This is a genomic window from Gelidimonas denitrificans (assembly GCF_055694065.1).
Genome location: NZ_CM146350.1, coordinates 2,497,667 through 2,519,855, shown reverse-complemented (window position 1 = coordinate 2,519,855; position 22,189 = coordinate 2,497,667). Strand labels below are relative to the sequence as shown.

21 protein-coding genes are annotated in these 22,189 nt (G+C 55.7%); 10 read left to right on the top strand and 11 right to left on the bottom strand.

Annotated elements, in window-relative coordinates; genetic code table 11:
- Positions 1 to 38: 38 nt before the first annotated feature.
- The 5 genes from FKCLFG_RS11750 to FKCLFG_RS11730 all read left to right on the top strand — a co-directional run bounded on the left by FKCLFG_RS11750 (position 39) and on the right by FKCLFG_RS11730 (position 4,381).
- On the top strand, positions 39 to 191 hold the full coding sequence (locus FKCLFG_RS11750; RefSeq protein ID WP_472613274.1) for a hypothetical protein: 153 nt from the start codon (positions 39 to 41) through the stop codon (positions 189 to 191).
- Positions 192 to 348: 157 nt separating this feature from the next.
- On the top strand, positions 349 to 1,962 hold the full coding sequence (locus FKCLFG_RS11745) for an NAD+ synthase (protein ID WP_472613273.1): 1,614 nt from the start codon (positions 349 to 351) through the stop codon (positions 1,960 to 1,962).
- Between the two features lie 42 nt (positions 1,963 to 2,004).
- The gene (locus FKCLFG_RS11740; RefSeq protein WP_472613272.1) at positions 2,005 to 2,343 is read left to right on the top strand and encodes a P-II family nitrogen regulator; all 339 of its coding nucleotides are present in this window, start codon (positions 2,005 to 2,007) and stop codon (positions 2,341 to 2,343) included.
- A gap of 230 nt (positions 2,344 to 2,573) precedes the next feature.
- Positions 2,574 to 3,263 carry a phosphoribosyltransferase gene (locus FKCLFG_RS11735; RefSeq protein ID WP_472613271.1) on the top strand — a complete coding sequence of 230 codons (690 nt, stop codon included), beginning with the start codon at positions 2,574 to 2,576 and terminating at the stop codon, positions 3,261 to 3,263.
- Positions 3,260 to 4,381: a sugar phosphate nucleotidyltransferase gene (locus tag FKCLFG_RS11730; RefSeq protein ID WP_472613270.1), complete on the top strand. Its 1,122-nt coding sequence runs from the start codon at positions 3,260 to 3,262 to the stop codon at positions 4,379 to 4,381. The genes FKCLFG_RS11735 and FKCLFG_RS11730 overlap by 4 nt, the downstream gene beginning before the upstream one ends.
- A gap of 531 nt (positions 4,382 to 4,912) precedes the next feature.
- Here the strand turns inward: FKCLFG_RS11730 and FKCLFG_RS11725 are convergent.
- Both FKCLFG_RS11725 and nhaR read right to left on the bottom strand, forming a co-directional pair.
- A complete protein-coding gene (locus FKCLFG_RS11725) occupies positions 4,913 to 5,254 on the bottom strand; it encodes a PXPV repeat protein (protein WP_472613269.1) in 342 nt (113 codons plus the stop codon).
- Positions 5,255 to 5,378: 124 nt separating this feature from the next.
- On the bottom strand, positions 5,379 to 6,290 hold the full coding sequence (gene nhaR, locus FKCLFG_RS11720) for a transcriptional activator NhaR (protein WP_472613268.1): 912 nt from the start codon (positions 6,288 to 6,290) through the stop codon (positions 5,379 to 5,381).
- Positions 6,291 to 6,387: 97 nt separating this feature from the next.
- Here nhaR and FKCLFG_RS11715 point away from each other — a divergent pair, with 97 nt between their 5' ends.
- Together FKCLFG_RS11715 and FKCLFG_RS11710 are read left to right on the top strand one after the other, a co-directional pair.
- Positions 6,388 to 6,747 (top strand): HPF/RaiA family ribosome-associated protein, encoded by a 360-nt coding sequence (locus FKCLFG_RS11715; RefSeq protein ID WP_472613267.1) that lies wholly within the window; start codon positions 6,388 to 6,390, stop codon positions 6,745 to 6,747.
- Between the two features lie 31 nt (positions 6,748 to 6,778).
- The gene (locus FKCLFG_RS11710) at positions 6,779 to 7,471 is read left to right on the top strand and encodes a Bax inhibitor-1/YccA family protein (RefSeq protein ID WP_472613266.1); all 693 of its coding nucleotides are present in this window, start codon (positions 6,779 to 6,781) and stop codon (positions 7,469 to 7,471) included.
- Positions 7,472 to 7,944: 473 nt separating this feature from the next.
- Here the strand turns inward: FKCLFG_RS11710 and FKCLFG_RS11705 are convergent, their stop codons facing one another.
- From FKCLFG_RS11705 to FKCLFG_RS11690, 4 genes are all read right to left on the bottom strand, one after another.
- A complete protein-coding gene (locus tag FKCLFG_RS11705; protein WP_472613265.1) occupies positions 7,945 to 8,637 on the bottom strand; it encodes a MarC family protein in 693 nt (230 codons plus the stop codon).
- A gap of 1 nt (position 8,638) precedes the next feature.
- Complete coding sequence (locus FKCLFG_RS11700) at positions 8,639 to 10,174, bottom strand: BCCT family transporter (protein WP_472613264.1); 1,536 nt, start codon at positions 10,172 to 10,174, stop codon at positions 8,639 to 8,641.
- A 425-nt stretch (positions 10,175 to 10,599) separates the two neighbouring features.
- Positions 10,600 to 10,992 carry a YybH family protein gene (locus FKCLFG_RS11695; RefSeq protein WP_472613263.1) on the bottom strand — a complete coding sequence of 131 codons (393 nt, stop codon included), beginning with the start codon at positions 10,990 to 10,992 and terminating at the stop codon, positions 10,600 to 10,602.
- A 45-nt stretch (positions 10,993 to 11,037) separates the two neighbouring features.
- Positions 11,038 to 12,579 (bottom strand): methyl-accepting chemotaxis protein, encoded by a 1,542-nt coding sequence (locus tag FKCLFG_RS11690; RefSeq protein WP_472613262.1) that lies wholly within the window; start codon positions 12,577 to 12,579, stop codon positions 11,038 to 11,040.
- Between the two features lie 482 nt (positions 12,580 to 13,061).
- Between FKCLFG_RS11690 and FKCLFG_RS11685 the strand changes: the two genes are divergently transcribed.
- Positions 13,062 to 14,312: an Hsp70 family protein gene (locus FKCLFG_RS11685; protein ID WP_472613261.1), complete on the top strand. Its 1,251-nt coding sequence runs from the start codon at positions 13,062 to 13,064 to the stop codon at positions 14,310 to 14,312.
- A gap of 57 nt (positions 14,313 to 14,369) precedes the next feature.
- On the top strand, positions 14,370 to 15,158 hold the full coding sequence (locus tag FKCLFG_RS11680) for a uracil-DNA glycosylase family protein (RefSeq protein ID WP_472613260.1): 789 nt from the start codon (positions 14,370 to 14,372) through the stop codon (positions 15,156 to 15,158).
- Between the two features lie 82 nt (positions 15,159 to 15,240).
- Here the strand turns inward: FKCLFG_RS11680 and uvrB are convergent, their stop codons facing one another.
- On the bottom strand, positions 15,241 to 17,331 hold the full coding sequence (uvrB, locus tag FKCLFG_RS11675; RefSeq protein ID WP_472613259.1) for an excinuclease ABC subunit UvrB: 2,091 nt from the start codon (positions 17,329 to 17,331) through the stop codon (positions 15,241 to 15,243).
- A 150-nt stretch (positions 17,332 to 17,481) separates the two neighbouring features.
- Here uvrB and FKCLFG_RS11670 point away from each other — a divergent pair, with 150 nt between their 5' ends.
- Entirely contained in the window at positions 17,482 to 18,696 is a 1,215-nt protein-coding gene (locus tag FKCLFG_RS11670) for an amino acid aminotransferase (protein WP_472613258.1), read from the top strand.
- Positions 18,697 to 18,840: 144 nt separating this feature from the next.
- Here FKCLFG_RS11670 and FKCLFG_RS11665 read toward each other — a convergent pair whose 3' ends face one another.
- The 4 genes from FKCLFG_RS11665 to cydB all read right to left on the bottom strand — a co-directional run bounded on the left by FKCLFG_RS11665 (position 18,841) and on the right by cydB (position 22,182).
- Entirely contained in the window at positions 18,841 to 19,416 is a 576-nt protein-coding gene (locus tag FKCLFG_RS11665) for an elongation factor P (protein WP_472613257.1), read from the bottom strand.
- Between the two features lie 138 nt (positions 19,417 to 19,554).
- The gene (gene earP, locus FKCLFG_RS11660) at positions 19,555 to 20,712 is read right to left on the bottom strand and encodes an elongation factor P maturation arginine rhamnosyltransferase EarP (RefSeq protein WP_472615846.1); all 1,158 of its coding nucleotides are present in this window, start codon (positions 20,710 to 20,712) and stop codon (positions 19,555 to 19,557) included.
- A 163-nt stretch (positions 20,713 to 20,875) separates the two neighbouring features.
- Entirely contained in the window at positions 20,876 to 21,025 is a 150-nt protein-coding gene (cydX, locus tag FKCLFG_RS11655) for a cytochrome bd-I oxidase subunit CydX (protein WP_472613256.1), read from the bottom strand.
- 17 nt (positions 21,026 to 21,042) lie between these two features.
- Positions 21,043 to 22,182 (bottom strand): cytochrome d ubiquinol oxidase subunit II, encoded by a 1,140-nt coding sequence (gene cydB, locus FKCLFG_RS11650; protein ID WP_472613255.1) that lies wholly within the window; start codon positions 22,180 to 22,182, stop codon positions 21,043 to 21,045.
- Between the last annotated feature and the right edge of the window lie 7 nt (positions 22,183 to 22,189).

Here is a 22,189-nt window from a genome sequence, read left to right as displayed (position 1 = left end):
ATAACTGCGGTTCTGCATGTGCATCATGTGGAAAAACAATGGCCACGAAAAACACGAAAGGCACGAAAAAAAAGTGGCACTGGAATGCGCCGGAACAAGTACTGCACGCTGAAGTGAAGCTTCGGAACATGCTCAATATTGAACTGGGTATATTTTATATCCGCAATCAATATATGCGTGAAATGCCATGAAAATGGTGATACACCCTGTTTTTACGAAACGCATTGTGTGCTGAGGGCGGTTCGTGCTTTTCGTGTCTTTCGTGGACAATACGTAACATCAGTTAAATAATTCATGCGCTGCGTAATTGCTGCAGCATCATTCGCCGGATTCCATTATTTTTTTATCATGACAGTTAAAGTCGCCATCGCCCAAATCAACAGCATCGTCGGAGACCTGGCCGGCAATCGCGCCAAAATCCTCGATTTTTCCCGCCGCGCCGCGGCGCAGGGCGCCGATATCGTGCTTACGCCCGAACTATCCCTGGTCGGCTATCCGCCGGAAGATTTGCTGCTGCGTCAGGCATTTTACGCAAAAACCGCTGAAACTTTCGACGCGCTGGCAGCCGACCTGGCCCAGTTCAAGGACTTGCATGTGGTAGTCGGCCATCCGATCATGCGCGATGGCGCGCAGTACAACGCGGCCTCGGTGCTGGTTAATGGAGCGGTGCTGGCGACCTATTGCAAGTTTGCATTGCCGAATAACACTGTGTTTGACGAGAAGCGCTATTTTTCCCCGGATGACACGCCGGTGGTGTTCCAGGTAAAGGGTGTCGCATTCGGCATCAACATCTGTGAAGACGCCTGGTCTGCGCACACGCCGTTGCGCGCCAGGGCCGCCGGCGCGCAAGTGCTGCTGATTCCAAACGGTTCGCCCTATCACATGAACAAACAGGACGTGCGTTTTAATGTCATGCGCGAAAACGTCAGTGCGCAAGGCTTGGCGCTGGTGTATGCGAATCTGGTCGGCGGGCAGGATGAACTGATTTTCGACGGCAATTCGTTCGTGATGGACGCCGCCGGCGGCGTTTGCGCGCAATTGGCGCATTGCGAAGAGGCGTTGCAGGTGATCGAATTCGTCGATGGCGTGCCGCAAAGTAGTCATGTCGCCAATGCGTTGCCAATCGAGGCTCAGGTGTATCAGGCGTTGGTGCTGGGCGTGCGCGATTATGTCGGCAAGAATGGCTTTCCCAGTGTGCTCATCGGCCTCTCGGGCGGCGTCGATTCCGCATTGACGCTGGCGATTGCAGTCGATGCGCTGGGTGCCGATCGCGTGCGCACGGTGATGATGCAATCAAAGTATACGGCCGACATTTCATGGCTGGATTCACGCGAGATGGTCAGTCGGATCGGCGTGCGCTACGATGAAATTCCGATTAACGATTGCTTTGACGCCTTCCGCACTACCTTGGCCGAGGAATTCAAGGGGCTCAAGGAAGATGCCACCGAAGAAAACATTCAGGCCCGCATCCGCGGCACCATTTTGATGGCGCTGTCGAACAAGCACGGCACGATTGTGCTGACCACCGGCAATAAAAGCGAAATGGCGGTCGGTTACTGCACTTTGTACGGCGACATGGCGGGCGGCTTCGCGGTGATCAAGGATATCGCCAAGACGCTGGTGTACCGTTTGTGCGATTATCGCAATACGCTGTCCGACGTCATTCCAAGCCGCATTCTGACCCGTGCGCCATCGGCCGAGTTGCGGCCCGATCAGACCGATCAGGATTCATTGCCGCCTTACGAAATACTGGACGCCATCATGCAGATGTATATGGAGCAGAATTTGAGCATTGCCGAGATTCTCGCTGCAGGCTACCGCCAGGAAGACGTGGAACGCATCACGCGCCTGATCAAAATCAACGAATACAAGCGGCGTCAGGCGCCGGTAGGCATCCGCATCACGCACCGGGCGTTCGGGCGCGACTGGCGTTATCCGATCACTTCCTGCTTTTCCGAATAATCAGCCACTACACCATTTTTACAATACCCTAAAGGAGCCCCCATGAAACAAGTTACCGCCATCATCAAGCCGTTCAAACTGGATGAAGTCCGCGAAGCGCTGGCTGAAGTCGGCGTCGCCGGCCTGACCGTAACTGAAGTCAAAGGCTTCGGCCGCCAGAAAGGCCATACCGAGCTGTACCGCGGCGCTGAGTACGTGGTCGATTTCCTGCCGAAAGTGAAGGTTGAAATCGTGGTCGACGACAGCGTGGTTGACAATGTGGTCGATGCAGTGATCAAGGCGGCGCGCACCGGCAAAATCGGCGACGGCAAGATTTTTGTCCAGAATGTCGAGCAAGTGGTGCGCATCCGCACCGGCGAAACCGGGACGGATGCGGTTTAATTTGCTCTTGAAAAATTTGAACTTAAAAATAAACAATCCGGCTCAGGCCGGATTTTTTTATCCTCCAAAAAACTGAAGGATGGCGCGGTGGCATACGCCCGCCAGCCCGCCGGCATTCGGCCTAGACTCGACTCGTCCGCAACCTGTCCATCTGCTTGCGCCGGGTTTGAGGATGCGCAACACAGTCTCGTTGGTCGCCACTATTCTTGGTGTGAAGGAGATCAAGCGCCATGCATACATCGTTTCAGGGCTTCGCAGACCGCGCAGATGCTGCGGAAAAACTGGTTGATTGTCTGCAGGCATATCGAGGGTGTAACCCGCTCATTCTCGCCATTCCGCGCGGAGCGGTGCCGATGGGAAAGATTATCGCCGAACGTTTGGGTGGCGAGCTTGATATCGTGCTGGTGCGCAAACTGGGAGCGCCCGGCAATCCGGAATATGCGATCGGTGCGATCGATGAAGCTGGCAACACCACTATGAACCTGGAGGTGGATGTCAGCGACATCGACGCCACCAGCCTGGCAGCGGAACAACAGCAGCAGATGGAATTGATGCGAAAACGCCGCAGCGCGTACCTGCCGCACCGGCCCGCCATCAGTGCGCAGGGGCGCATCGTGCTGGTGCTGGATGACGGCATCGCAACCGGTTCGACCATGATTGCGGCGCTCAAGGCAGTTCGCTTGCAACACCCCGACACCCTCATTTGCGTTACTCCCGTCGCACCACCCGAGAGCATCAAAGCCGTAGCGCCTTTTGCCGATGCAGTGGTGTGCCTGCTGACAGTTGCCGATTTCCGTGCGGTAAGCCAGTTTTACCGCGACTTTACCGCGGTGGATGACACCGAAGTCGCCGCGATCTTGCAACAATCGACGTACACCGCGCAAAGCGCACAAAAAAACGCTCCTGAAAGGAATTCATGAAAGCAATGATTCTGGCTGCCGGCAAGGGTACACGGGTACGGCCTTTGACCTACGATTTGCCGAAACCGATGATTCCGATCCTGGGCAAGCCGGTAATGGCCTATCTGATCAAGCATCTGGCCCAGCATGGCGTGCGCGAAATCATGGTCAACGTCAGTTATCTGCACGACAAAATCGAGGAATACTTTGGTGACGGCAATCAGTTCGGCGTCCATATCGGCTATTCGTTTGAAGGCTATACCAACGACGCCGGCGAAGTGGTGCCGCAACCGCTCGGCTCGGCCGGTGGCATGAAGAAGATTCAAGAGTTCGGCGGCTTCTTCGATGAAACCACGATCGTTCTGTGCGGCGACGCAGTGATCGACCTCGATATCCAGTCGGCACTGTTCGAACACAAGCGCAAGGGCGCGCTAGCCAGCATTATCACCAAGGAAGTGCCGTGGGATAAAGTGCCTGACTATGGGGTGGTGGTGGCCGACCCCGATGGCCGGATTCAATCTTTCCAGGAAAAACCCCGGCAGCAAGACGCGCTGTCCAACCATGTCAGTACCGGCATTTATATCTTCGAGCCGGAAGTGCTTGATCTGATCCCGTCGGGCCAGGTGTTTGATATCGGTTCGGAATTATTCCCGTTGCTGGCGCGGCAAGGGGGCGCGTTCTATGCGCAGAATCGCCGTTTCAACTGGATCGATATCGGTAGCGTCAAGGATTTCTGGTCGGTCTCGCAAAGCGTCATGACGGGCGGCTTGGCGCAGATGGATATGCCGGGATTGCAGATCGAAGAGGGGCTTTGGGTCGGACTCAATACCCGCATCGATTGGGAAGGCACGGTCATCGAGGGACCGGTGTATATCGGTTCGGGTTCGCATATCGAGGCTGGCTGCAAGATCGTTGGCCCGACCTGGATCGGACACGGCAGCCATCTCTGCGCCGGCGCCCAAGTGGTGCGCAGTGTGTTGTTTGAATACACCCGGATCTCATCCAACGCGCAGTTGCATGAAAAAATCGTTTTCAAGGATTACAGCGTAGACCGCGATGGCGAGATGCACCATATATCGGAATTGGGCTTGTGCGACTGGGGTAACGCACGCGACCGGCGTCAGTTGCCGCGTCCGTAGATGCATCTCAGTAATCGTGATGCATCTACGTTAAATACAGAGTGTGACTGCTTACCTGTGACCGCGACCGCCACCATGGCCGCGACCGCCCCCGCCATGTCCACGATGACCGCCGCCGGATCGAAATCCGAAATTGAGGAATAATGGCGGCCCCACATACACCGGAGCTGCATAAACGGGCGGCGCTACATATACTGCCTGCGGCTGGCTGTAAGGGTCTGGGTCGTAATAAGTGGCTGGATAGCTTGGCGGTCCATATACTGCACAGCCGCCCAGGGTGGATAGCGTAATGAGACAAAGTGCCAAACGTTTTGCTAATGTTTTCATGGCTGGACCTCTTGACAAATGCGGCAGTAATATACTTTTCAACGCCGCTCAACATCTTTAGTACAAGTGCCTGATTTATAGACAATCAATATAAACCGTTTATATTCAACAACTTGAAACTTTGAATTATAGTTACACACAAAGTTATCCACAAAAGATGTGGGTAACTTTATGCACCCCGATGCATCCAATCAAAGGCGCTTATCAATCATCGCCGCGGTCATGACCACGATGTTTTCCGTGGCCGCCACGATGTTCCTTGTCTTTCCAGTGGCGACCGCGATATTCCCTATCCTCCCATTGTCGCCCCTGGTAATACACCGGACGCGGCTGGGTATAGATCACGCGCGGTTGTTGTTGTACATACACCGGCCGCGGTTCAACATAGACCGGTTGCGGTTCCACATACACAGCTCCCGGATAAATACCCGGAATACCAATATTTATGCCAACGCTGACATCGGAGCGGGCGAATGCCGGCGCGCTACCCAACATCAGGCTGGCGCAAGTCAGTAATCCGGCTGCAAAGGTGAGATATTTTTTCACGTTAATTCCTTTAGGTATGGTTCCATTAAAGTCCAAATCACCGGGCCGCGCTAGCATCAATGCGTAAGCCCTGTAACAAGTTGTAAGCGCAAAGGCGAATTCGACCATCAACCGCGCGTTTTGCTCAGACCGGTTTGACAAAGCTCGCATGTGCGGCCGAGAGAATCGCTTCCACCGCAGGATGCTTGATTTTCCTTTCGGTCAGGATGCCGTAAAACTGTTCCTGCACGCCCGGCAAATCTCCGATGGGCACGGCGCCGAATTGCACTTCGATGTCTTTGGCCAGCAACGATGGGGCTGGAAACAAGCCCAGCCCGCTGCGCCCGAAAGTCTTGAGGAGTGCGCTATCTTCAAATTCGCCGACGATCTCCGGATGCAGATCATTCAGTTCAAACCATTGATCGACTTGGCCGCGAACCGCACTATTGCGGGTGGGCATCAGCAGAGGCGCACCGTTCAGATTGGCCGGAAAACCCTCTTTATATTTTTGTGCGAGAGCGGGGATGCCAAACAGCATGATCTCGCATTCGCCTAGCAAATGGCTGAACACCCGCAAACTGGTGCCCGGGCTGACAGGGCGATCGGTTAGCACCAGATCAAGCTTGTGCAAGGCGAGGTCGGCCAGCAAGGACTCGAACTTGCCTTCGTAGCACGTCAGTCGGACCTTGTCCGGCATCTGCAGCACCGCTTCCAGCAAGCGGTAGGCCACCAGTTTGGGCAGGGCGTCGGAAATGCCCACCGTTAAACGAATGGTGCGGCCGATATCATTTTCGGCCAGCGCTTCCTGCATTTGTTCGCCGAGCAAAAATATCTGATCGGCGTAACCCAGCGCCATTCTGCCGGCTTCGGTCAGCACCAGCCGGCGGCCTTGCTGAGTAAGCAAAGACTTTCCGATCGATTGCTCCAGCAGACTGAGCTGCATGCTGATGGTCTGCACTGCAACCCCGAGCCGCTCGGCGGCGCGCGTCACGCCGCCTTCCTTGGCGACCACCCAAAAATAATAAAGGTGGTGAAAATTTAATCCGGTTGATTTCATAGTTCTGCTTTTATGAAGTAATATTCATATTATCTTCGCTTTTACATGATGGAGAAACCCAATAGCATGAACTTGTAAATAACGACAGGAGTCCACAATGAAGCCAGTTATTGTTGCTAAGGGTGTTGCCAAGGGTTTGAAAACGAGTCGTGCATTACGCGATTATGCGACACGTCGGTTGGATTTTGCGCTAAACAGGATTCGGCACAACATTCGCGCCGTGACAGTGCATATCAGCGATGTAAATGGCCCAAAGGGCGGAGTCGACAAGCGCTGCCTGATCAAGTTGAGCGTACCGGGTCTGCCTGATATCGTTGTTACAGAAACAGGGCATGCTATAAATGCGACAATTGACCGTGCGATCCATCGGGCGGCTTACACAGTGCAGCGGCTTTTGTCGCGGGCTAAGTCGTTCTCCCATACGAAGCATGCGATGCCGCTACCGGAATTTGCCTGAATTTTTTTGAAATCATCAAAAAGGAATGAACATGAATAATCGATTTAATGACACGCGCATCCATGTCCCGCCGGCTTCATCAGCCACGCAGGGACTGGACGCTTCTGCGCATCGGGTGCTGCGCAACACGTACATGCTGCTTTCCGTATGTCTGGCTTTCAGCGCATTAACCGCTGGAGCCTCTATCGCATTGGGATTGCCGCATCCCGGCCTCATCATCACGATGGTGGGTTACTTCGGACTACTGTATCTGGTCACCAAAAACCGCGATAGCGGTCTCGGCGTCGCCTTGGTGTTTGCCCTGACCGGTTTCATGGGCTACACGCTGGGGCCGATCATCAGCATGTACCTGAAACTGCCTAACGGCGGCCAGACAGTGATGATGGCAATGGGCGGCACCGCAGCCATATTCATGGGGCTGTCAGCCTATGCGCTGGTTTCCAAGCGCGATTTTTCCTTCATGGGCGGCTTTTTGACGGTCGGTATTCTGGTCGCGTTTCTGGCTGGGCTGGTAGGCATCTTCATGCAGGTTCCTGCATTGTCGCTGACGGTGTCCGCAGTCTTCGTATTGCTGATGTCGGGCCTGATCCTGTACCAGACCAGTGAAATCATCCGCGGCGGCGAAACCAACTACGTGATGGCGACAGTGACGCTGTTTGTGACCATTTTCAACTTGTTCACCAGCCTGCTGCAGTTGCTTGGGTTTGCCAATAGCAGCGATTAAAAGCAGCGGCCAAAAGCTGGCCTGCGTTCTTTAAACCTCCACAAACCGCCGCTTGGCAACAAGCGGCGGTTTTTTTAAGCACTGAGGTTAAGTATTTGTCCATGAAAGACACGAAAAGCACGAAAAAAGAGCGGCAATGGAATGCCTCGGAACAGCTGCCAAAGTGCCAGCGAGGGTTCGAATCTTATTCAAAATTAATGGAGTATATTTTATATTAGCAACATATATATACGAAAAACTACATGTTTTTCGATATACCCATCATAGTAAATATAATTCCCACGGAGGTTGGAAGTATTCACGGATGTGTTGATGGATGCATCAAAAGGGGTTTGCCGGCAGCCGTCGGCAGGCCCATCGCTATTTATACTTCTTCAGATGTCATGTGCCACGTTGGTTAGCCGGTTGATTCCGCGTCGGGCCAATTGGCTAGGCGATGCCTCGGCGGCGCGGGAGCATGCAGCGCGACTCGTTCAGCCGGCGCCCGGCGCCAGCAGCACGCTGCGCAGCAGTTCGCTGGCGCCGTCCCAGACGATCTGTACGCCCAGGCACAGCAGGATGAAGGCGGACAGGCGCAGGAAAATGACGGTGCCTGCTTCGCCCAGAGGCTTAAGCAGGCGCTGGGCGTAGCGGAACGCCAGGTACTGCACGCAGCCGATCACCAGCAGCGCCAGCACGCCGCCGCCTGTGCGCACCAGCGACAGCGGTAGATTTTCGTCGTGCAGCGCAACGCCGACCGTGATCGCTGTCGCGATCGACCCCGGGCCGCAACTGATCGGGAACGTCAGCGGGTAAAAGGCCTTGCTGCTGGCCTGTTCGGCGGTGAAGGCTTCGGCCAGCTCGGTGCGATTATCTGCGCCGACAGCGCTGGCGTTGAGCAAGCGCCATGCGTTGGCGGCCACGATCATTCCGCCGCCAATGCGCACGATTGGCAGCGAGATACCGAAGAAGGCCAGCACGTAGGAGCCGACTAGCATTGAACCCGCCAGTAGGGCCAACACGTTGACCGCGATGCGCCGTGCCAGCAGCGCCCGCGTGGCGGCCGACGCACCCTCGGTCAGGCCGAGGAAGAATGGTGCAGTCGCAGCGGGATTGAGAATCGGCAGGATCGCCGCCAGCACGAATAGGAAGCTTTTGCCAAGCACCAGTAACAATTCGATTGCCATGTCAGCGCTCCAACTCGGTTTGCTTCGAGGCGATCTCGCGCATGCGCCGGCGCAGCAGCTTCTCTTGCCGCTGTTCTTCCCGCCAATCTTCACGTACTCCGCGCCACAACGATACCGCCATCAATACGATGACGATGGTGAAGGGCAGCGCAAACACAATCGTCGCCGTCTGCACCGCTTTCAAGCCGCCCGCCAGCAACAGGCTGATCGCGATGCCCGAGACCAGCAAGCCCCATAGCACTTTGACCCGGGCCGGCGGATTTGGATTGCCGCCAGTGCTCATCATGCCCAGCACCAGTGTGGCCGAGTCGCCCGACGTGACGAAAAAGACCAGCACCAATATAGTAGCCACGCCCGACATCAGGCCGCCCAGCGGCAGCGCGTTGAACATCGCGAACAGCGCCGTCGACACATCGGTTTTCACCGCTTCGGCGAGCGGCACACCCTGCCAGATCTCCATGTACAACGCGGTGCCGCCGAACACCGAAAACCAGACGAAAGCCGCCAGCGTAGGCGCGAGAACAGTACCGATGATGAACTCGCGGATCGTGCGTCCACGCGACACGCGCGCGATGAACAAGCCGACGAAAGGCGACCACGAGATCCACCAGGCCCAGTAGAAAACGGTCCAACCGCCGACCCAGCTACTGTCGCGGAACGGCGTCATGCGCAGGCTCATGCGCACGAATTCGCTCATGTAGCTGCCCAGCGTGTTGGTGAAAGTATCGATGATCGCCACCGTCGGCCCCAGCACAAAAACCGCGCACGCAAGCGCGGCCGCTACCAGCAGGTTGAAGGTGGACAGCCACTTGATGCCGCGCTCGACACCCGTTACCGCCGAGACGAGGAACAGCGCAGTCGTTACCGCGATGATGCCGACCTGCGATGCATTGCTTACCGGCAAACCGAAAACCGCGTGCAAGCCGCTGTTGATCTGCAATGCGCCGATGCCTAGCGATGCCGCCACACCGAACGCAGTGGCGATCACCGCCAGCACATTGACCAGCACCGCGGCATGCTGCGCGAAGCGCCACGGCAGCGCTTCGACCGCGGTACTGACGAGCGCCGCGCCGCCGCGACGGAACTGGAAGAACGCGATCGCCAGTGCGACGATGCTGTACACCGCCCACGGGTGCAGTCCCCAATGAAAGAAGCTGTAGCGCATGGCGGCGTTGGCCGCCTCGGGTGTGCCTGCGACGAGACCGGGCGGCGCTGCGCCGAAATGCGAGATCGGCTCGGCCACGCCCCAGAACACCAGTCCGATGCCCATGCCGGCGGCGAACAGCATTGAGAACCAGGCGCCAATCGAGAACTCGGGCTCGTCGTCTTCGCCGCCGAGCTTCAGGTCGCCGTAGCGGCTGAAGGCCAGTATGATCGCCAAGATCACGAGTCCCAGCACGACCCAGAGATAAAGCCAACCGAAGTTGCGGGTGATGAATACGAGCGCTTGGTCGAACACCCCGCTTAGGGAGGCCGGCGCCAGCAGGCCCCACAACACAATGACCAGGATCGATCCGGCCGAAAGAATTAACTGCATCATGGTCTCCTAAAATTCCCGTCGTTGACTCGCAGCTTGGGCGCGAGCCGGGCCACATTCTAGCTTAAGACGCCACCAGTGTATTTTGCCGTACAAACTTGAAAAGTTTTGCTGGCAGAGTGCAAAGTCACTGCCGATCTTAAAATCGAGGGCTGAAGATGCGCTGTTCCCACCAAATACCAGTCTAATGAAAGTAACGCAGGTTTGAGCGGTGGACGGAATCTAGATTGGATGCGGTACAAGTGTATGAGAATTCCGCTAATTTTCAGCGAACCATCGTCTTGCACGAAAACGAAACTGGAAATTCCATTATCGGCAAGCGACTACGCCGAAATAAAAATTCTTATGAATAACGCAAACAACGACGCTTTAAAAAATTAGGGCTTAGTTTTCACGTTGTGACTCTCGCCTGAAATGGTCAGGCGTCACGCTGCCGGAGACAACATGTTGGCGTCCCGCACTACTACCCACGCACCACTCGCCTGCTTGCGAAGAATAGATACCGCGCTGCCAGTGTGGACGGCAGCACTTCCACCGGCGAGCGGGATGATTCGGACCTTGAGATTCGTCCAGCAGTAGGCGAGGCTGCCTGAAACCTCGACTTCTTGCACGTCGCCAGTGGACTCGATGCGATGCTTGGCGAGCAGAGCGCGAAGCCCGCTTTCGAACGCACTGCGACCTCGCATCGGCGGATGTCCGACCACCAGGAAGACAGCCTCTTCAGCCATCAGATTGAGAACGGTATCAATATCACCGGCAGCGGTCGCGCTGTGCCAAAGCGCGACGAGATTGCGAATGGCTTGTTCATCAGAATTCATCGGGACTCCTCGAATGCCGGAAGGCAAATCTATTCAAACCAATGCTTAACTATTTACATCGTCATGTTTCACTTCCAATTTGAAGACACTGACGACCTGTTCCAGGTGAGCTGCCTGATCCTGCAAGGATTGTGCTGCAGCGGCGGCTTTTTCCACCAGTGCGGCATTTTTTTGGGTGACGTTGTCCATCTCGATAATTGCGTTGTTGACTTGCTCGATGCCTGCCGTTTGTTCGTTGCTCGCTGTGCTGATGTCGCCCATGATGTCGGTGACGTGTCGGATGCTGTCGACGATCTCTGTCATGGTGGCGCCGGCCTGATGCACCAGCGCGCTGCCGGTATCGACTTTTTCGACCGAGTCCCCGATCAGGCCCTTGATCTCTTTTGCGGCTGCGGCCGAACGTTGCGCCAGGCTGCGCACTTCGGCGGCGACGACCGCAAAGCCGCGCCCCTGTTCGCCGGCGCGGGCGGCTTCCACTGCGGCATTCAAGGCCAAAATATTGGTCTGAAACGCGATGCCATCGATCACGCCAATGATATCGACAATTTTTTTGGACGAAGCATTGATCGATTCCATGGTGTCGACCACGTGCGAGACGACCGCGCCGCCCTTGACCGCGACTTCCGATGCGGACATGGCGAGCTGGTTGGCTTGGTGCGCATTAGCGGCGTTTTGCTTGACGGTGGAAGTCAGTTCTTCCATCGAGGAAGCGGTCTTTTCCAGTGAACTGGCTTGTAATTCGGTACGGGAGGAAAGATCGGCGTTGCCGCTGGCGATTTCGCTGGAAGCGCTGAAAATGGTATCGGTTCCCTGGCGCACTTGGCCCACGATCCGCACCAGACTTCCATTCATGTCTTTCAACGCCTGCAGCAGCGTCCCCATTTCGTTGGTCGAGTTAACTTCAATTTCTTGCGTCAAATCGCCGGCGGCGATGCCATTGGCGATCCGTATTCCCGCTTCCAGCGGCTGCGTGACGACTTTGCGAATGAAAGGGTAGATCAGGAGCAGCACCGGGATGCAAGTGAGGATGGCGGCGAGAATCAATTTGAGGCGCTGCCTGGCCAAGGCCTCGTTGGCTTCGTCCAGCGAGATTTTCATGCTGACGACACCCAGCACAGTATTTTCTGGCACCTGGTGGCACATCATGCAATTCTTGCCGAGGTAATTTTTTTGGGCCAGAGTCGGGCGCACCGCCCTCAGATATTCGCCGTTGCTGTCGGATTCGACGCGAATGATTTCTTTGCCGGTGTCCAGCACCTGTTTTTCGAGTGCGTCCGGAGTGGATATATCCTTGGCTGTGCCGGCTCCGAACATCTTGCTGACACCATCGCCGCGTATGACACGCACATCACGGATTGAGTTGAGCTGCTTGATTTGGTCGAGGAAAATAGCACGGTCTTTTACCGTGCCGGTGACCATCATGCTGGTGAGTCCTGCCATGGTGACTTCATGCATGCTAAGGGAAAAACCACGCGCCTGATCAACGGCGACTTCGCGAGAGACATAATTTTGCCAAATGATCACGCCTGACCAAACAACAATCAGCGAGATCCCGATGGTAACCAAGAGTTGTACCCAAATTTTCATATTAGCCTGAATTTTGCAAAAAAAGCAACGATTGTCATAGGTGGTGCTGTCAATTTAGTGCGCTAACTCAAAATTTCATAGAACAAGGAATATCAGCCTCTAATGATGCTCTTGAGAAACGCGAAAGCCAAGCGGGATTGTGCTTGATGCAGAGCTAAAAGGCGAGGTAAATGGTGAGGTTAATGGCAAGTACGCGTGATGTCTGCAAGCGCCGAAACATGCACGTTGGGATCGTCGATAAAACGACCGTTTACAAGAAGTGAGCATCATGAGCGAAATTGCCTCGGCCTCGCGTGATGAATCTCTGGAAGTGCGCCAGTCAACGATGCGGTATCGCCGCTGCGCAAGCGCCAGCAAATGAGATGTTAGTGACGTTGGCAGCGTTGGTACAGTTGGCCGTTCGGCAGCTCGCGCTGCGATGCGTCAAGACAGCAGCCGGTGGATCGCTTATCATGTGCGCCCTTTGGATTGATGAGAGTGCCATGGCAGACGCATGCGGAGTTGATTTCGGAACATCCAATTCCACCGTCGGCTGGAGTCGTCCTGGTCAGCCGGCCTTGCTGGCGCTGGAGGATGGCAAACCAACCTTGCCGTCGGTGATTTTCTTCAACGCCGAAGACGACAGCGTGCAATACGGTCGCGCTGCGCTGGCCGGTTATCTGAGCGGAGCGGAAGGGCGGCTGATGCGCTCGATGAAGAGCTTGCTCGGCAGCGGCCTGATGGAAGGCCAGACCGAAGTGCTGGGCAACGCGATGGCGTTCAAGTCGCTGCTGGCGCAGTTCATCGGCGAGCTGAAACGGCGCGCGGAAAGCGCGGCCGGGCGCACATTCAGCCGGGCGGTGCTGGGCCGGCCAGTCTTTTTTGTCGACGGCAATCCGACCGCCGACCGACTGGCGCAGGACACGCTGGCCGAAGTCGCCCAGATGGTCGGCTTCAGGGAAATCGATTTCCAGTTTGAGCCGATTGCCGCCGCCTTCGATTATGAATCGCAGATTGCGCGCGAAGAACTGGTGCTGATTGCCGATATCGGCGGCGGCACTTCCGATTTTTCGCTGGTGCGCTTGTCGCCGCAGCGCGCCGGCAAGATCGACCGCAGAAGCGATATTCTGGCCACCGGCGGCGTCCATCTGGGCGGCACCGATTTTGACAAATATCTGAGCCTGGCATGCGCGATGCCGCTGCTCGGTTATGGCAGTGCGCTCAATAACGGCGGCACGATACCGTCCAGCATTTATTTCAATCTTTCTACCTGGCACAACATCAATCTTGCCTACACCCAGAAAACCCGGGCTCAGTTGCAGGATATTTATCGCGATGCCACGGCGCGTGACCGGCTCGACCGCCTGCATGCACTGATCGACCAGCGCGCCGGCCACTGGCTGGCCGGCCAGATGGAGCTGGGCAAAATCGCGCTGTCGGACGCCGATCTGATTCAACTCGATCTCGACCGCATGTCGCCGCCGCAGACGCTGGCGGTTCACCGGGCCGATTTCGAGGCCGCCATTCACGGCCTGGTCGGCAGCATCGAAAGCACCGTCGCCAGTCTGCTGCGCGACGCCGGCATAACGGCCGCCGCGGTCGATACCGTGTTCTTCACCGGCGGCTCCAGCGGGGTGCGACTGTTGCGGGAAAGAATCGCTTCCGTGGTGCCGGATGCCAGACAGGTCGAAGGCGACCGCTTCGGCAGCATCGGTGCCGGGCTGGCGCTGGATGCGCAGCGTAAGTTTGGATAAATTGCCGGTCTTGTGTTGATATTTTTTTTGTGAACTGCTTTTGTTCCTGGGTAATATATGACGATTCCTACCGCAATACTGGATGCGCTGGCTGGCGCGCATGTGTCCTGGCAGCCGATATTGCGCGACGGCTTGCGGGCGGTGGCGCGCGCCGATGCCGGATATTTGCCGGCGCTGGCAAGCAGCGCGTATCTGCCAACGGAAGGGCGTTTGTTCGCGGCGTTTGCGCAGCCGCTGGATGCGGTGCGTTATGTGCTGGTGGGCGAGGGGCCGTATCCGCGTGCCGAGAGTGCGACTGGCGTGTGTTTCATGGATGGCGCGGTGGCGGGTTTGTGGTCGGCGCTGCCGGACGGCGGTTTGTCGAAGCCGGTGAACAAGGCGACTTCGCTGCGCAATTTCATCAAGATGCTGCTGGTGGCAGACGGCCAATTACAAGTGGAAAATACGTCGGGCGCAGCAATGGCGCAAGTGGCGTCGAAGGCGCGTGCGATTGGCTCGCCGCTGGTGCAAACGCTGGCTGACTTGCAGCGCAATATGCTGGCACAAGGTTTTTTGCTGCTGAATGCCTCGCTGGTGTTTCGGGCCGAAGTGGCGCCGGTCAACGATGCGCGTGCCTGGCTGCCTTTTCTGGAAGTGGTTTTGCAGGCATTGGCGGCGCGGGCCGAGGTACGAAATGTGCCGGCCCCAACGCTAGTGTTGTGGGGAAAAATCGCCGAGCGCTTGCAACCGTTGCCGGTGATTAATGCTTTTCCGCAGGTGTTGTCCGAGCATCCATACAACCTGTCTTTCATCGCGCATGCGCAGATGCAGGCATTGTTTACGCCGCTGCATTTACTGCAGAAATAAGCATACTCCATGCTTAATTTTTAAAACATGCCACTTTCCGCATATATACATTGCGGAAGTTAAATATACGGCTGCGAGTATATTATCCGTTCATCGACACGATATTGTCTGTTCCGTGCGCGCCGAACACCTGGTCTTTGAGCACACTGAGCTGATCCCGCACTTGCGCGGCTTGTTCGAATTCCAGATTTTTCGCGTGATCGTGCATCAGCTTTTCCAGCCGCTTGATTTCGCGGCTGACCTGCTTCTCGCTCATCGCTTCATATTTGGCGTGTTCTTGCGCCACCTGCAACTCTTCGCGCGCATCCTGTGGACTGTAGACGCCGTCGATCATGTCGCGGATATGCTTCTTGATGCCGACCGGCGTGATGTTGTTGGCAAGATTGAAGGCGACCTGTTTTTCGCGCCGGCGATTGGTTTCGTCGATTGCACGCCGCATCGAATCGGTCACCTTGTCGCCATACAGGATCGCCATGCCGTTAAGGTTGCGGGCGGCGCGGCCGATGGTCTGGATCAGGCTGCGTTCGGAACGCAGAAAACCTTCCTTGTCGGCATCCAGAATCGCCACTAATGAAACTTCCGGAATATCCAGCCCTTCGCGCAGCAGGTTGATGCCGACCAGCACGTCGAAGGTGCCCAGGCGCAGGTCGCGGATGATTTCGACCCGTTCGACGGTGTCGATATCGCTGTGCAAATAGCGTACTTTGAAACCGTTGTCGCTCAAATATTCGGTCAATTGCTCGGACATGCGCTTGGTCAGCGTAGTCACCAGCACCCGTTCGTTCTTCTTGATCCGGTCGCTGATTTCATTGGTCAAATCATCGACCTGGCTGCTGGCGGGCCGCACCAGAATCATCGGATCGATCAGGCCGGTCGGGCGCACCACCTGTTCCACCACCTGATCGGCGTGGGCAGTTTCATATGCGGCTGGAGTGGCCGAGACGAACACGGTTTGGCGCATTTTCGATTCGAATTCGTCAAAGCGCAGCGGCCGGTTATCCAGCGCGGACGGCAACCGGAAGCCGTAATCGACCAGATTGGTTTTACGCGCCCGGTCACCGTTATACATGCCGTTGAACTGGCCGATAAGCACATGCGATTCGTCCAGGAACATCAGCGCGTCCGCCGGCAGGTAATCGACCAGCGTCGGCGGCGGTTCGCCAGCCTGCGCGCCGCTCAAATGGCGCGAATAATTTTCAATTCCCTTGGTGAAGCCGATTTCGGCCATCATTTCCAGATCGAAGCGGGTGCGTTGCTCGATGCGCTGTTCTTCGATCAACTTGTTTTCCTTGCGGAAAAAAGTCAGTCGCTCGCGCAATTCATCCTTGATGGTTTCGACCGCGCGCAGCACGGTGGCGCGCGGCGTCACGTAATGCGAGCCGGGATAGATGGTGAAGCGCGGAATCTTCTGGCGCACGCGGCCGGTCAGCGGATCGAACAGTTGCAGGCTTTCGATTTCGTCATCGAACATCTCGATCCGGATCGCCAATTCCGCATGCTCGGCCGGAAATACGTCGATGGTGTCGCCGCGCACGCGGAAAGTGGCGCGCCCGAAATCGATCTCGTTGCGGGTGTATTGCATCTGGATCAGGCGCGCAATCACGTCGCGCTGGCTGACCTTGTCCTTGGCGCGCAAGGTCAGGATCATCTGATGGTATTCGTTCGGGTTGCCGATACCGTAGATGGCGGAGACGGTGGCGACGATGATCACGTCGCGCCGTTCCATCAGCGATTTGGTGCAGGACAGGCGCATTTGCTCGATGTGTTCGTTGATCGACGAATCCTTTTCGATGAACAAATCGCGCTGCGGCACGTAGGCTTCCGGCTGGTAATAATCGTAATAACTGACGAAGTATTCGACCGCATTCTGCGGGAAGAACTCGCGAAATTCGCTGTATAACTGCGCCGCCAGCGTCTTGTTCGGCGCAAATACGATGGCGGGCCGGCCCATGCGGGCGATGACGTTGGCCATCGTGTAGGTCTTGCCCGAGCCGGTCACGCCGAGCAAGGTCTGGAACGACAAGCCGTCTTCAATGCCTTCGACTAGCTTATCGATGGCCTGCGGTTGATCGCCGGCCGGCGCGAAAGGCTGGAACAGGCGATACGGAGAATCCGGAAAAGTGACGATTTTGGATTCATCAATTTGAGTGGAAACTTCGGATAGTTCAGCCATGAATAGCGACCTTTGGTAAAATTGTGGACTGTTAACTGTTTATGGTGCTTGGCGGAAATCTTCGCTTTGTTCTGCACCATTCAACCCCGCTGCGAAAAATACTGAGAAGCGCTTTCGGTGTTTTCGCTGCCAACTTTTGATGTTATCACGATGAACTCACCTCTTTCTGCCTCCCTATTTTCCGCCATCGAACTGGCGCCCCGCGACCCGATTCTTGGCGTAACCGACGCTTTTAATGCTGATAAAAACCCTAATAAGGTCAATCTGGGCGTCGGCGTGTATTCCGATGACAACGGCAAAGTCCCGCTGCTGGCATGCGTGCGCAAGGCCGAAGCGATCCTGATGGGAAAATTCGCGCCACGCACTTATTTGCCCATCGACGGTCTGGCTGCCTATGACAAAGTGGTGCAGGAATTGGTATTTGGTGCCGATAGCGCGGTTATTCAAGAAAAACGTGCAGTGACCGCGCAAGCCATCGGCGGCACCGGCGCCCTGAAACTGGGTGCCGATTTCCTGAAGCGCTTTGCACCAGGCGCGCAAGTCTGGATCAGCGATCCGAGCTGGGAAAACCACCGTGCGCTGTTTGAATCGGCCGGCTTTACCGTGAATAACTACACGTATTACGATGCAGCAACACGCGGCGTCAATTTCGCCGGCATGCTGGATTCACTGAAATCGATGCCAGCCGGTTCGATCGTGGTGCTGCATGCATGCTGCCACAATCCGACCGGTGCCGATCTGAGCAATGCGCAGTGGGATGAAGTCATTGCAGTCGTCGCCCAACGCGGCCTGGTGCCTTTCCTCGACATGGCGTATCAGGGCTTTGGCGACGGCATCGCAGAAGACGGCCAAGTGGTGCGCCGGTTTGCCGCTGCGGGCGGTCCGCTGTTTGTGGCGAACTCGTTTTCCAAGTCGTTCTCCTTGTATGGCGAACGGGTGGGCGCACTGAGCATCGTCGCGGCCAGCACCGAGGAAGCAACGCGCGTGCTGTCGCAACTCAAGCGCGTGATTCGCACCAATTACTCGAATCCACCCATCCACGGCGGCCAGGTGGTTGCCACCGTATTGGCGACACCGGAACTGCGCACGCTGTGGGAAGAAGAATTGGCTGGCATGCGCGTGCGTATCCGCGAAATGCGCCAATTGCTGGTGTCGAATCTGAAAGAAGCAGCGCCATCCAACGATTTCGATTTCGTGATCAAGCAGCGCGGCATGTTCTCATATTCCGGTCTGACCAAACCCCAGGTCGATCGTCTGCGCGAAGAGTTTTCGGTGTATGCAGTCGATACCGGCCGTATCTGCGTGGCTGCGCTGAATACGCGCAATATTGGTTACGTCATCGCGTCGATTGCCAAGGTACTGTAATTATTGAGCAATTCGGTAGCATCGCAAATCGGGTGTGCGTTAGCGCAACCCGACGTTTTTAGCTTCGATATGGTGTTTTTCCGATAGATGAACGAAAAAAAACGCTGCGGAAAATCGCAGCGTTTTTAGTGGTCGGATGTGAAATTAGTTGCGCACTACTTTTTTGAATTCGTTGGTGCGGGTATCAATTTCAATCATGTCATCCTGGCTGACAAACAAGGGCACTGGAACGGTGTGCTGATGCGCTTCGATTGCATTTTCAATCTTGGCTTCTTTCAGTACGTTGCCCGAAGTATTGCCCTTGACTGCTGGTTCCGAGTACACGATTTGGCGCACGATGGTCGTTGGCAGTTCGACGGAAATTGCTTTGCCGTCGTAAAAAACAGCTTCGCATTCCATGCCATCTTTCAGGTAGTGCAGCGCATCACCCAGGTTCTCGCCTTCAATTTCAAACTGTTCATAGTCTGTGTCCATGAACACATACAGCGGATCAGCGAAATAAGAATAGGTCACCGCTTTTTTGTCGAGTACCACTACCTCAAACTTGTCGTCACCCCTAAAGACATTTTCCAGAGGGCTATTTGTCAGAAGATTCTTCATCTTCCACTTATAGGTGAAGCCCGTGCGACTCGAGCCGTTGACATCAGAGCGCAAGACGATCATAGGCTTAGTGTCAACCATAATAATGTTGCCAACACGAATTTCTTTTGCAGGTTTCATAGCGAATATACGTAAAAAGGTGGTTGCACAAAAATCATCTGTAGCCTACTGGCAAAAAGCGCCGTAATCCTACGTTTGATTGAATTTTAAAATGCGTAAAATTTAACCGTAGATTTTAACCCATTTTTTGAATATTCCTTACCGAACTGTTTTGGCAAACTGCAGTAAATTGGATGCCAGATCGCCATTCTCCAATAATTGGCGCTGCCAATCTGTAGACATGATGGCAATTTTTTGCATATCGGCTTCAAGCAGCTGCCATGTCTCGGCCCAATTCACTGCTGTTTTCGTTGCAGCGTTCCAGTCTAAAGAGAATTCGCTCAAGCTCTCTGTTTTTGCTGTGTAGCGCTGCAAAAATGCGTTCAATTTAACGTGATGCAAATTTTTGTCTTGCGGGTAGATATGCCAGATAAACGGTTGTCCCGCCCACTGTGCGCGGACGAAGGAATCTTCTCCCCGCACAAAATTGAGATCGCATGCCCATAACAGTTTGTCGTAATCAGGCTGGGGAATAAAAGGCAGTACGCGCACGGTTAAGGCATCGCGGGTCGCGCTTGCCCCCGCTTTCGCAGCTTGCCCAAGAAATGTTTCAACTGCATCGGCAGCAACGCCTTCTGGCACCAGGCAGAGTATCGCTGTGCCGCTCTTTTGCCATGCCTGAAATAATGCCGCAACCGGTGCCTGCGGATAGCAAAACAAGGACACCTTCAGGGCTGCCATCTCTGCTGGCGTGACGCCAAATTGCCCGAGAAAATCTGCCATTGCAGCCTGATCATCGCGAAATGTCTGGCGCTGTTGCTGCAATCCGGATTCGAGCAGCAGGCCACCGGTTTTGCTGGTAAAGCCAGGAAAGAAAAAATACTTTGTCAAGGACAGTGGTTGGGATGATGGCAATGCATGACAACCTTCCACCCACTCTTCCGCGCTAAGTCCTTCCAGATTCAGCCACACCGGATGCGGTGTACGCTGTGCCATCGCCGCAATATACGCAGGCGGTATGTCACAGGCAAAAAACTCAATCACGATATCGGCCACATCGCTGGCCGCAAACACGCCGTTTTGATCGCGCCAATGGCGCACCGTCACTGTACCGATCTGTTGTTCCTCGCGGTCGATAGCGACCTCTGGACAAATCCGCTGAAAACTCCGCAAATCGTCCACCCACAAGGTGACGGCGATGCCATGTTCCTGCTCCAGTTGCCGTGCCAAACGCCAGCAAATCCCAATGTCGCCATAGTTATCAACGACTTTGCAAAACAATGCCAGCGATGTTGTTTGATGCTTTTTCGGATGTATTTTTTGGTGGTTCAAGATTCAAATTCCAACAGTAATTGGCACTTTTTTATTGCCCGGCGGTTTGGCATTCGACAGTGTAATGAATAATGCCGTCCCCCGTATGGCACTGGACGGATGAAAGATGGCCGGCCAGCCCCGCCGTTTCTTGCGTGCTTTGGCCTGTTCATGCCCGGTCGCGCGCGCGTTCGAAGCTGTGCTGCGTTTGATCCTCGTCACGCTCGCCGAAAGCGTAATTCGCTTCCAGCCACATCACGTTGATGATGCCGAAAGCCAGCGCCAGGCCGATTCCTAAAATCCAGTTGAAATACCACATGTCGACCTCCTAATTTACTAGTACGCGGTGTGTTCATTGTCGCTGATATGTTTCTCATCGATCTTGCCGCTCACCATGCGATAGACCCAACCGGTGTACAAAATGATGATCGGCAGCAAGATCACCACGATCCAGAACATGATGCCCAAGCTCTTGTGGCTGGCCACCGCATCCCACGCGGTCAGGCTGCTATTCGGGTCCAGCGAAGACGGCATCACGAACGGAAACATCGAGGCGCCCGCAGTCAGGATCACCATCGCCACCGACAGGCCGCTGCTGAGGAAAGCCGGCAGCGCGCGTTTTGAGGCGGTAAAAAACAGGCACATCATGGCGCCCGCAAGACCCAGCAATGGCAACGCCCAGATCGCAGGCCAGCGCGCATAGTTGTCCATCCAGGCGCCGCGCACCAGTTCGACCATCTTGGCTGTCGGCATGAAGGCGGTATTAGCGTCCGGCATCGTCACGATGCGGTAGCCTTCGATGCCGGTGGCGATCCAGACTCCCGCCAGCGCGAAAAGGACAAATGTGATGAGCGCCGCGATGGCGGCGGCCTTGCGCGCGCGCTGTGCGATCACGCCATCGGTCTTCACCTGCAAAAACGCCGCGCCATGCATCGTCAGCATCGCCACACTGAGCGTTCCGGCCAGCAGCCCGAACGGATTAAGCAAGCCAAAGAAGCCACCGATATATTCCAGCCGCATGCTGTCATCGTAATGGAACGGCACGCCCAGCAACAGATTGCCGAACGCGACGCCGAAGATCAGCGGCGGCACCAAGCCGCCGGTGAACAATCCCCAGTCCCACGCATTACGCCAGCGCGGATCAGCTACTTTGCCACGGTAATCGAAGCCGACCGGGCGCAGGAATAGTGAGAACAGCAGCAGCATCATCGCAATATAAAAGCCCGAAAACGCTGCCGCATACACCAGCGGCCAGGCGGCAAACAGTGCGCCGCCGGCGGTGATGAACCAGGTCTGGTTACCTTCCCAGGTCGGGCCGATCGCATTGATGATGATGCGGCGCTCGGTATCGTTCTGGCCCAGAAAGGGCAGCAGCATGCCGACCCCGAAATCAAAGCCATCGGTCAGCGCGAAACCGATCAGCAGCACACCGACGAAGCCCCACCAGATTAATTTCAAGGTTTCATAATCGAGCATGGCAGCT

Excerpts from the sequence above, each read along its gene's own strand:
- FKCLFG_RS11710 (WP_472613266.1), top strand. The coding sequence starts at position 6,779 with ATGAATAATCGATTTAATGACACGCGCATCCATGTCCCGCCGGCTTCA.
- cydB (WP_472613255.1), bottom strand. The coding sequence starts at position 22,182 with ATGCTCGATTATGAAACCTTGAAATTAATCTGGTGGGGCTTCGTCGGT.
- FKCLFG_RS11665 (WP_472613257.1), bottom strand. The coding sequence starts at position 19,416 with ATGAAACCTGCAAAAGAAATTCGTGTTGGCAACATTATTATGGTTGAC.
- FKCLFG_RS11745 (WP_472613273.1), top strand. The coding sequence starts at position 349 with ATGACAGTTAAAGTCGCCATCGCCCAAATCAACAGCATCGTCGGAGAC.
- FKCLFG_RS11670 (WP_472613258.1), top strand. The coding sequence starts at position 17,482 with ATGAACTCACCTCTTTCTGCCTCCCTATTTTCCGCCATCGAACTGGCG.
- FKCLFG_RS11740 (WP_472613272.1), top strand. The coding sequence starts at position 2,005 with ATGAAACAAGTTACCGCCATCATCAAGCCGTTCAAACTGGATGAAGTC.
- uvrB (WP_472613259.1), bottom strand. The coding sequence starts at position 17,331 with ATGGCTGAACTATCCGAAGTTTCCACTCAAATTGATGAATCCAAAATC.
- FKCLFG_RS11700 (WP_472613264.1), bottom strand. The coding sequence starts at position 10,174 with ATGCAGTTAATTCTTTCGGCCGGATCGATCCTGGTCATTGTGTTGTGG.
- FKCLFG_RS11690 (WP_472613262.1), bottom strand. The coding sequence starts at position 12,579 with ATGAAAATTTGGGTACAACTCTTGGTTACCATCGGGATCTCGCTGATT.
- FKCLFG_RS11715 (WP_472613267.1), top strand. The coding sequence starts at position 6,388 with ATGAAGCCAGTTATTGTTGCTAAGGGTGTTGCCAAGGGTTTGAAAACG.
- FKCLFG_RS11705 (WP_472613265.1), bottom strand. The coding sequence starts at position 8,637 with ATGGCAATCGAATTGTTACTGGTGCTTGGCAAAAGCTTCCTATTCGTG.
- FKCLFG_RS11695 (WP_472613263.1), bottom strand. The coding sequence starts at position 10,992 with ATGAATTCTGATGAACAAGCCATTCGCAATCTCGTCGCGCTTTGGCAC.
- nhaR (WP_472613268.1), bottom strand. The coding sequence starts at position 6,290 with ATGAAATCAACCGGATTAAATTTTCACCACCTTTATTATTTTTGGGTG.
- FKCLFG_RS11735 (WP_472613271.1), top strand. The coding sequence starts at position 2,574 with ATGCATACATCGTTTCAGGGCTTCGCAGACCGCGCAGATGCTGCGGAA.
- FKCLFG_RS11685 (WP_472613261.1), top strand. The coding sequence starts at position 13,062 with ATGGCAGACGCATGCGGAGTTGATTTCGGAACATCCAATTCCACCGTC.
- FKCLFG_RS11750 (WP_472613274.1), top strand. The coding sequence starts at position 39 with ATGGCCACGAAAAACACGAAAGGCACGAAAAAAAAGTGGCACTGGAAT.
- FKCLFG_RS11730 (WP_472613270.1), top strand. The coding sequence starts at position 3,260 with ATGAAAGCAATGATTCTGGCTGCCGGCAAGGGTACACGGGTACGGCCT.
- cydX (WP_472613256.1), bottom strand. The coding sequence starts at position 21,025 with ATGTGGTATTTCAACTGGATTTTAGGAATCGGCCTGGCGCTGGCTTTC.
- FKCLFG_RS11680 (WP_472613260.1), top strand. The coding sequence starts at position 14,370 with ATGACGATTCCTACCGCAATACTGGATGCGCTGGCTGGCGCGCATGTG.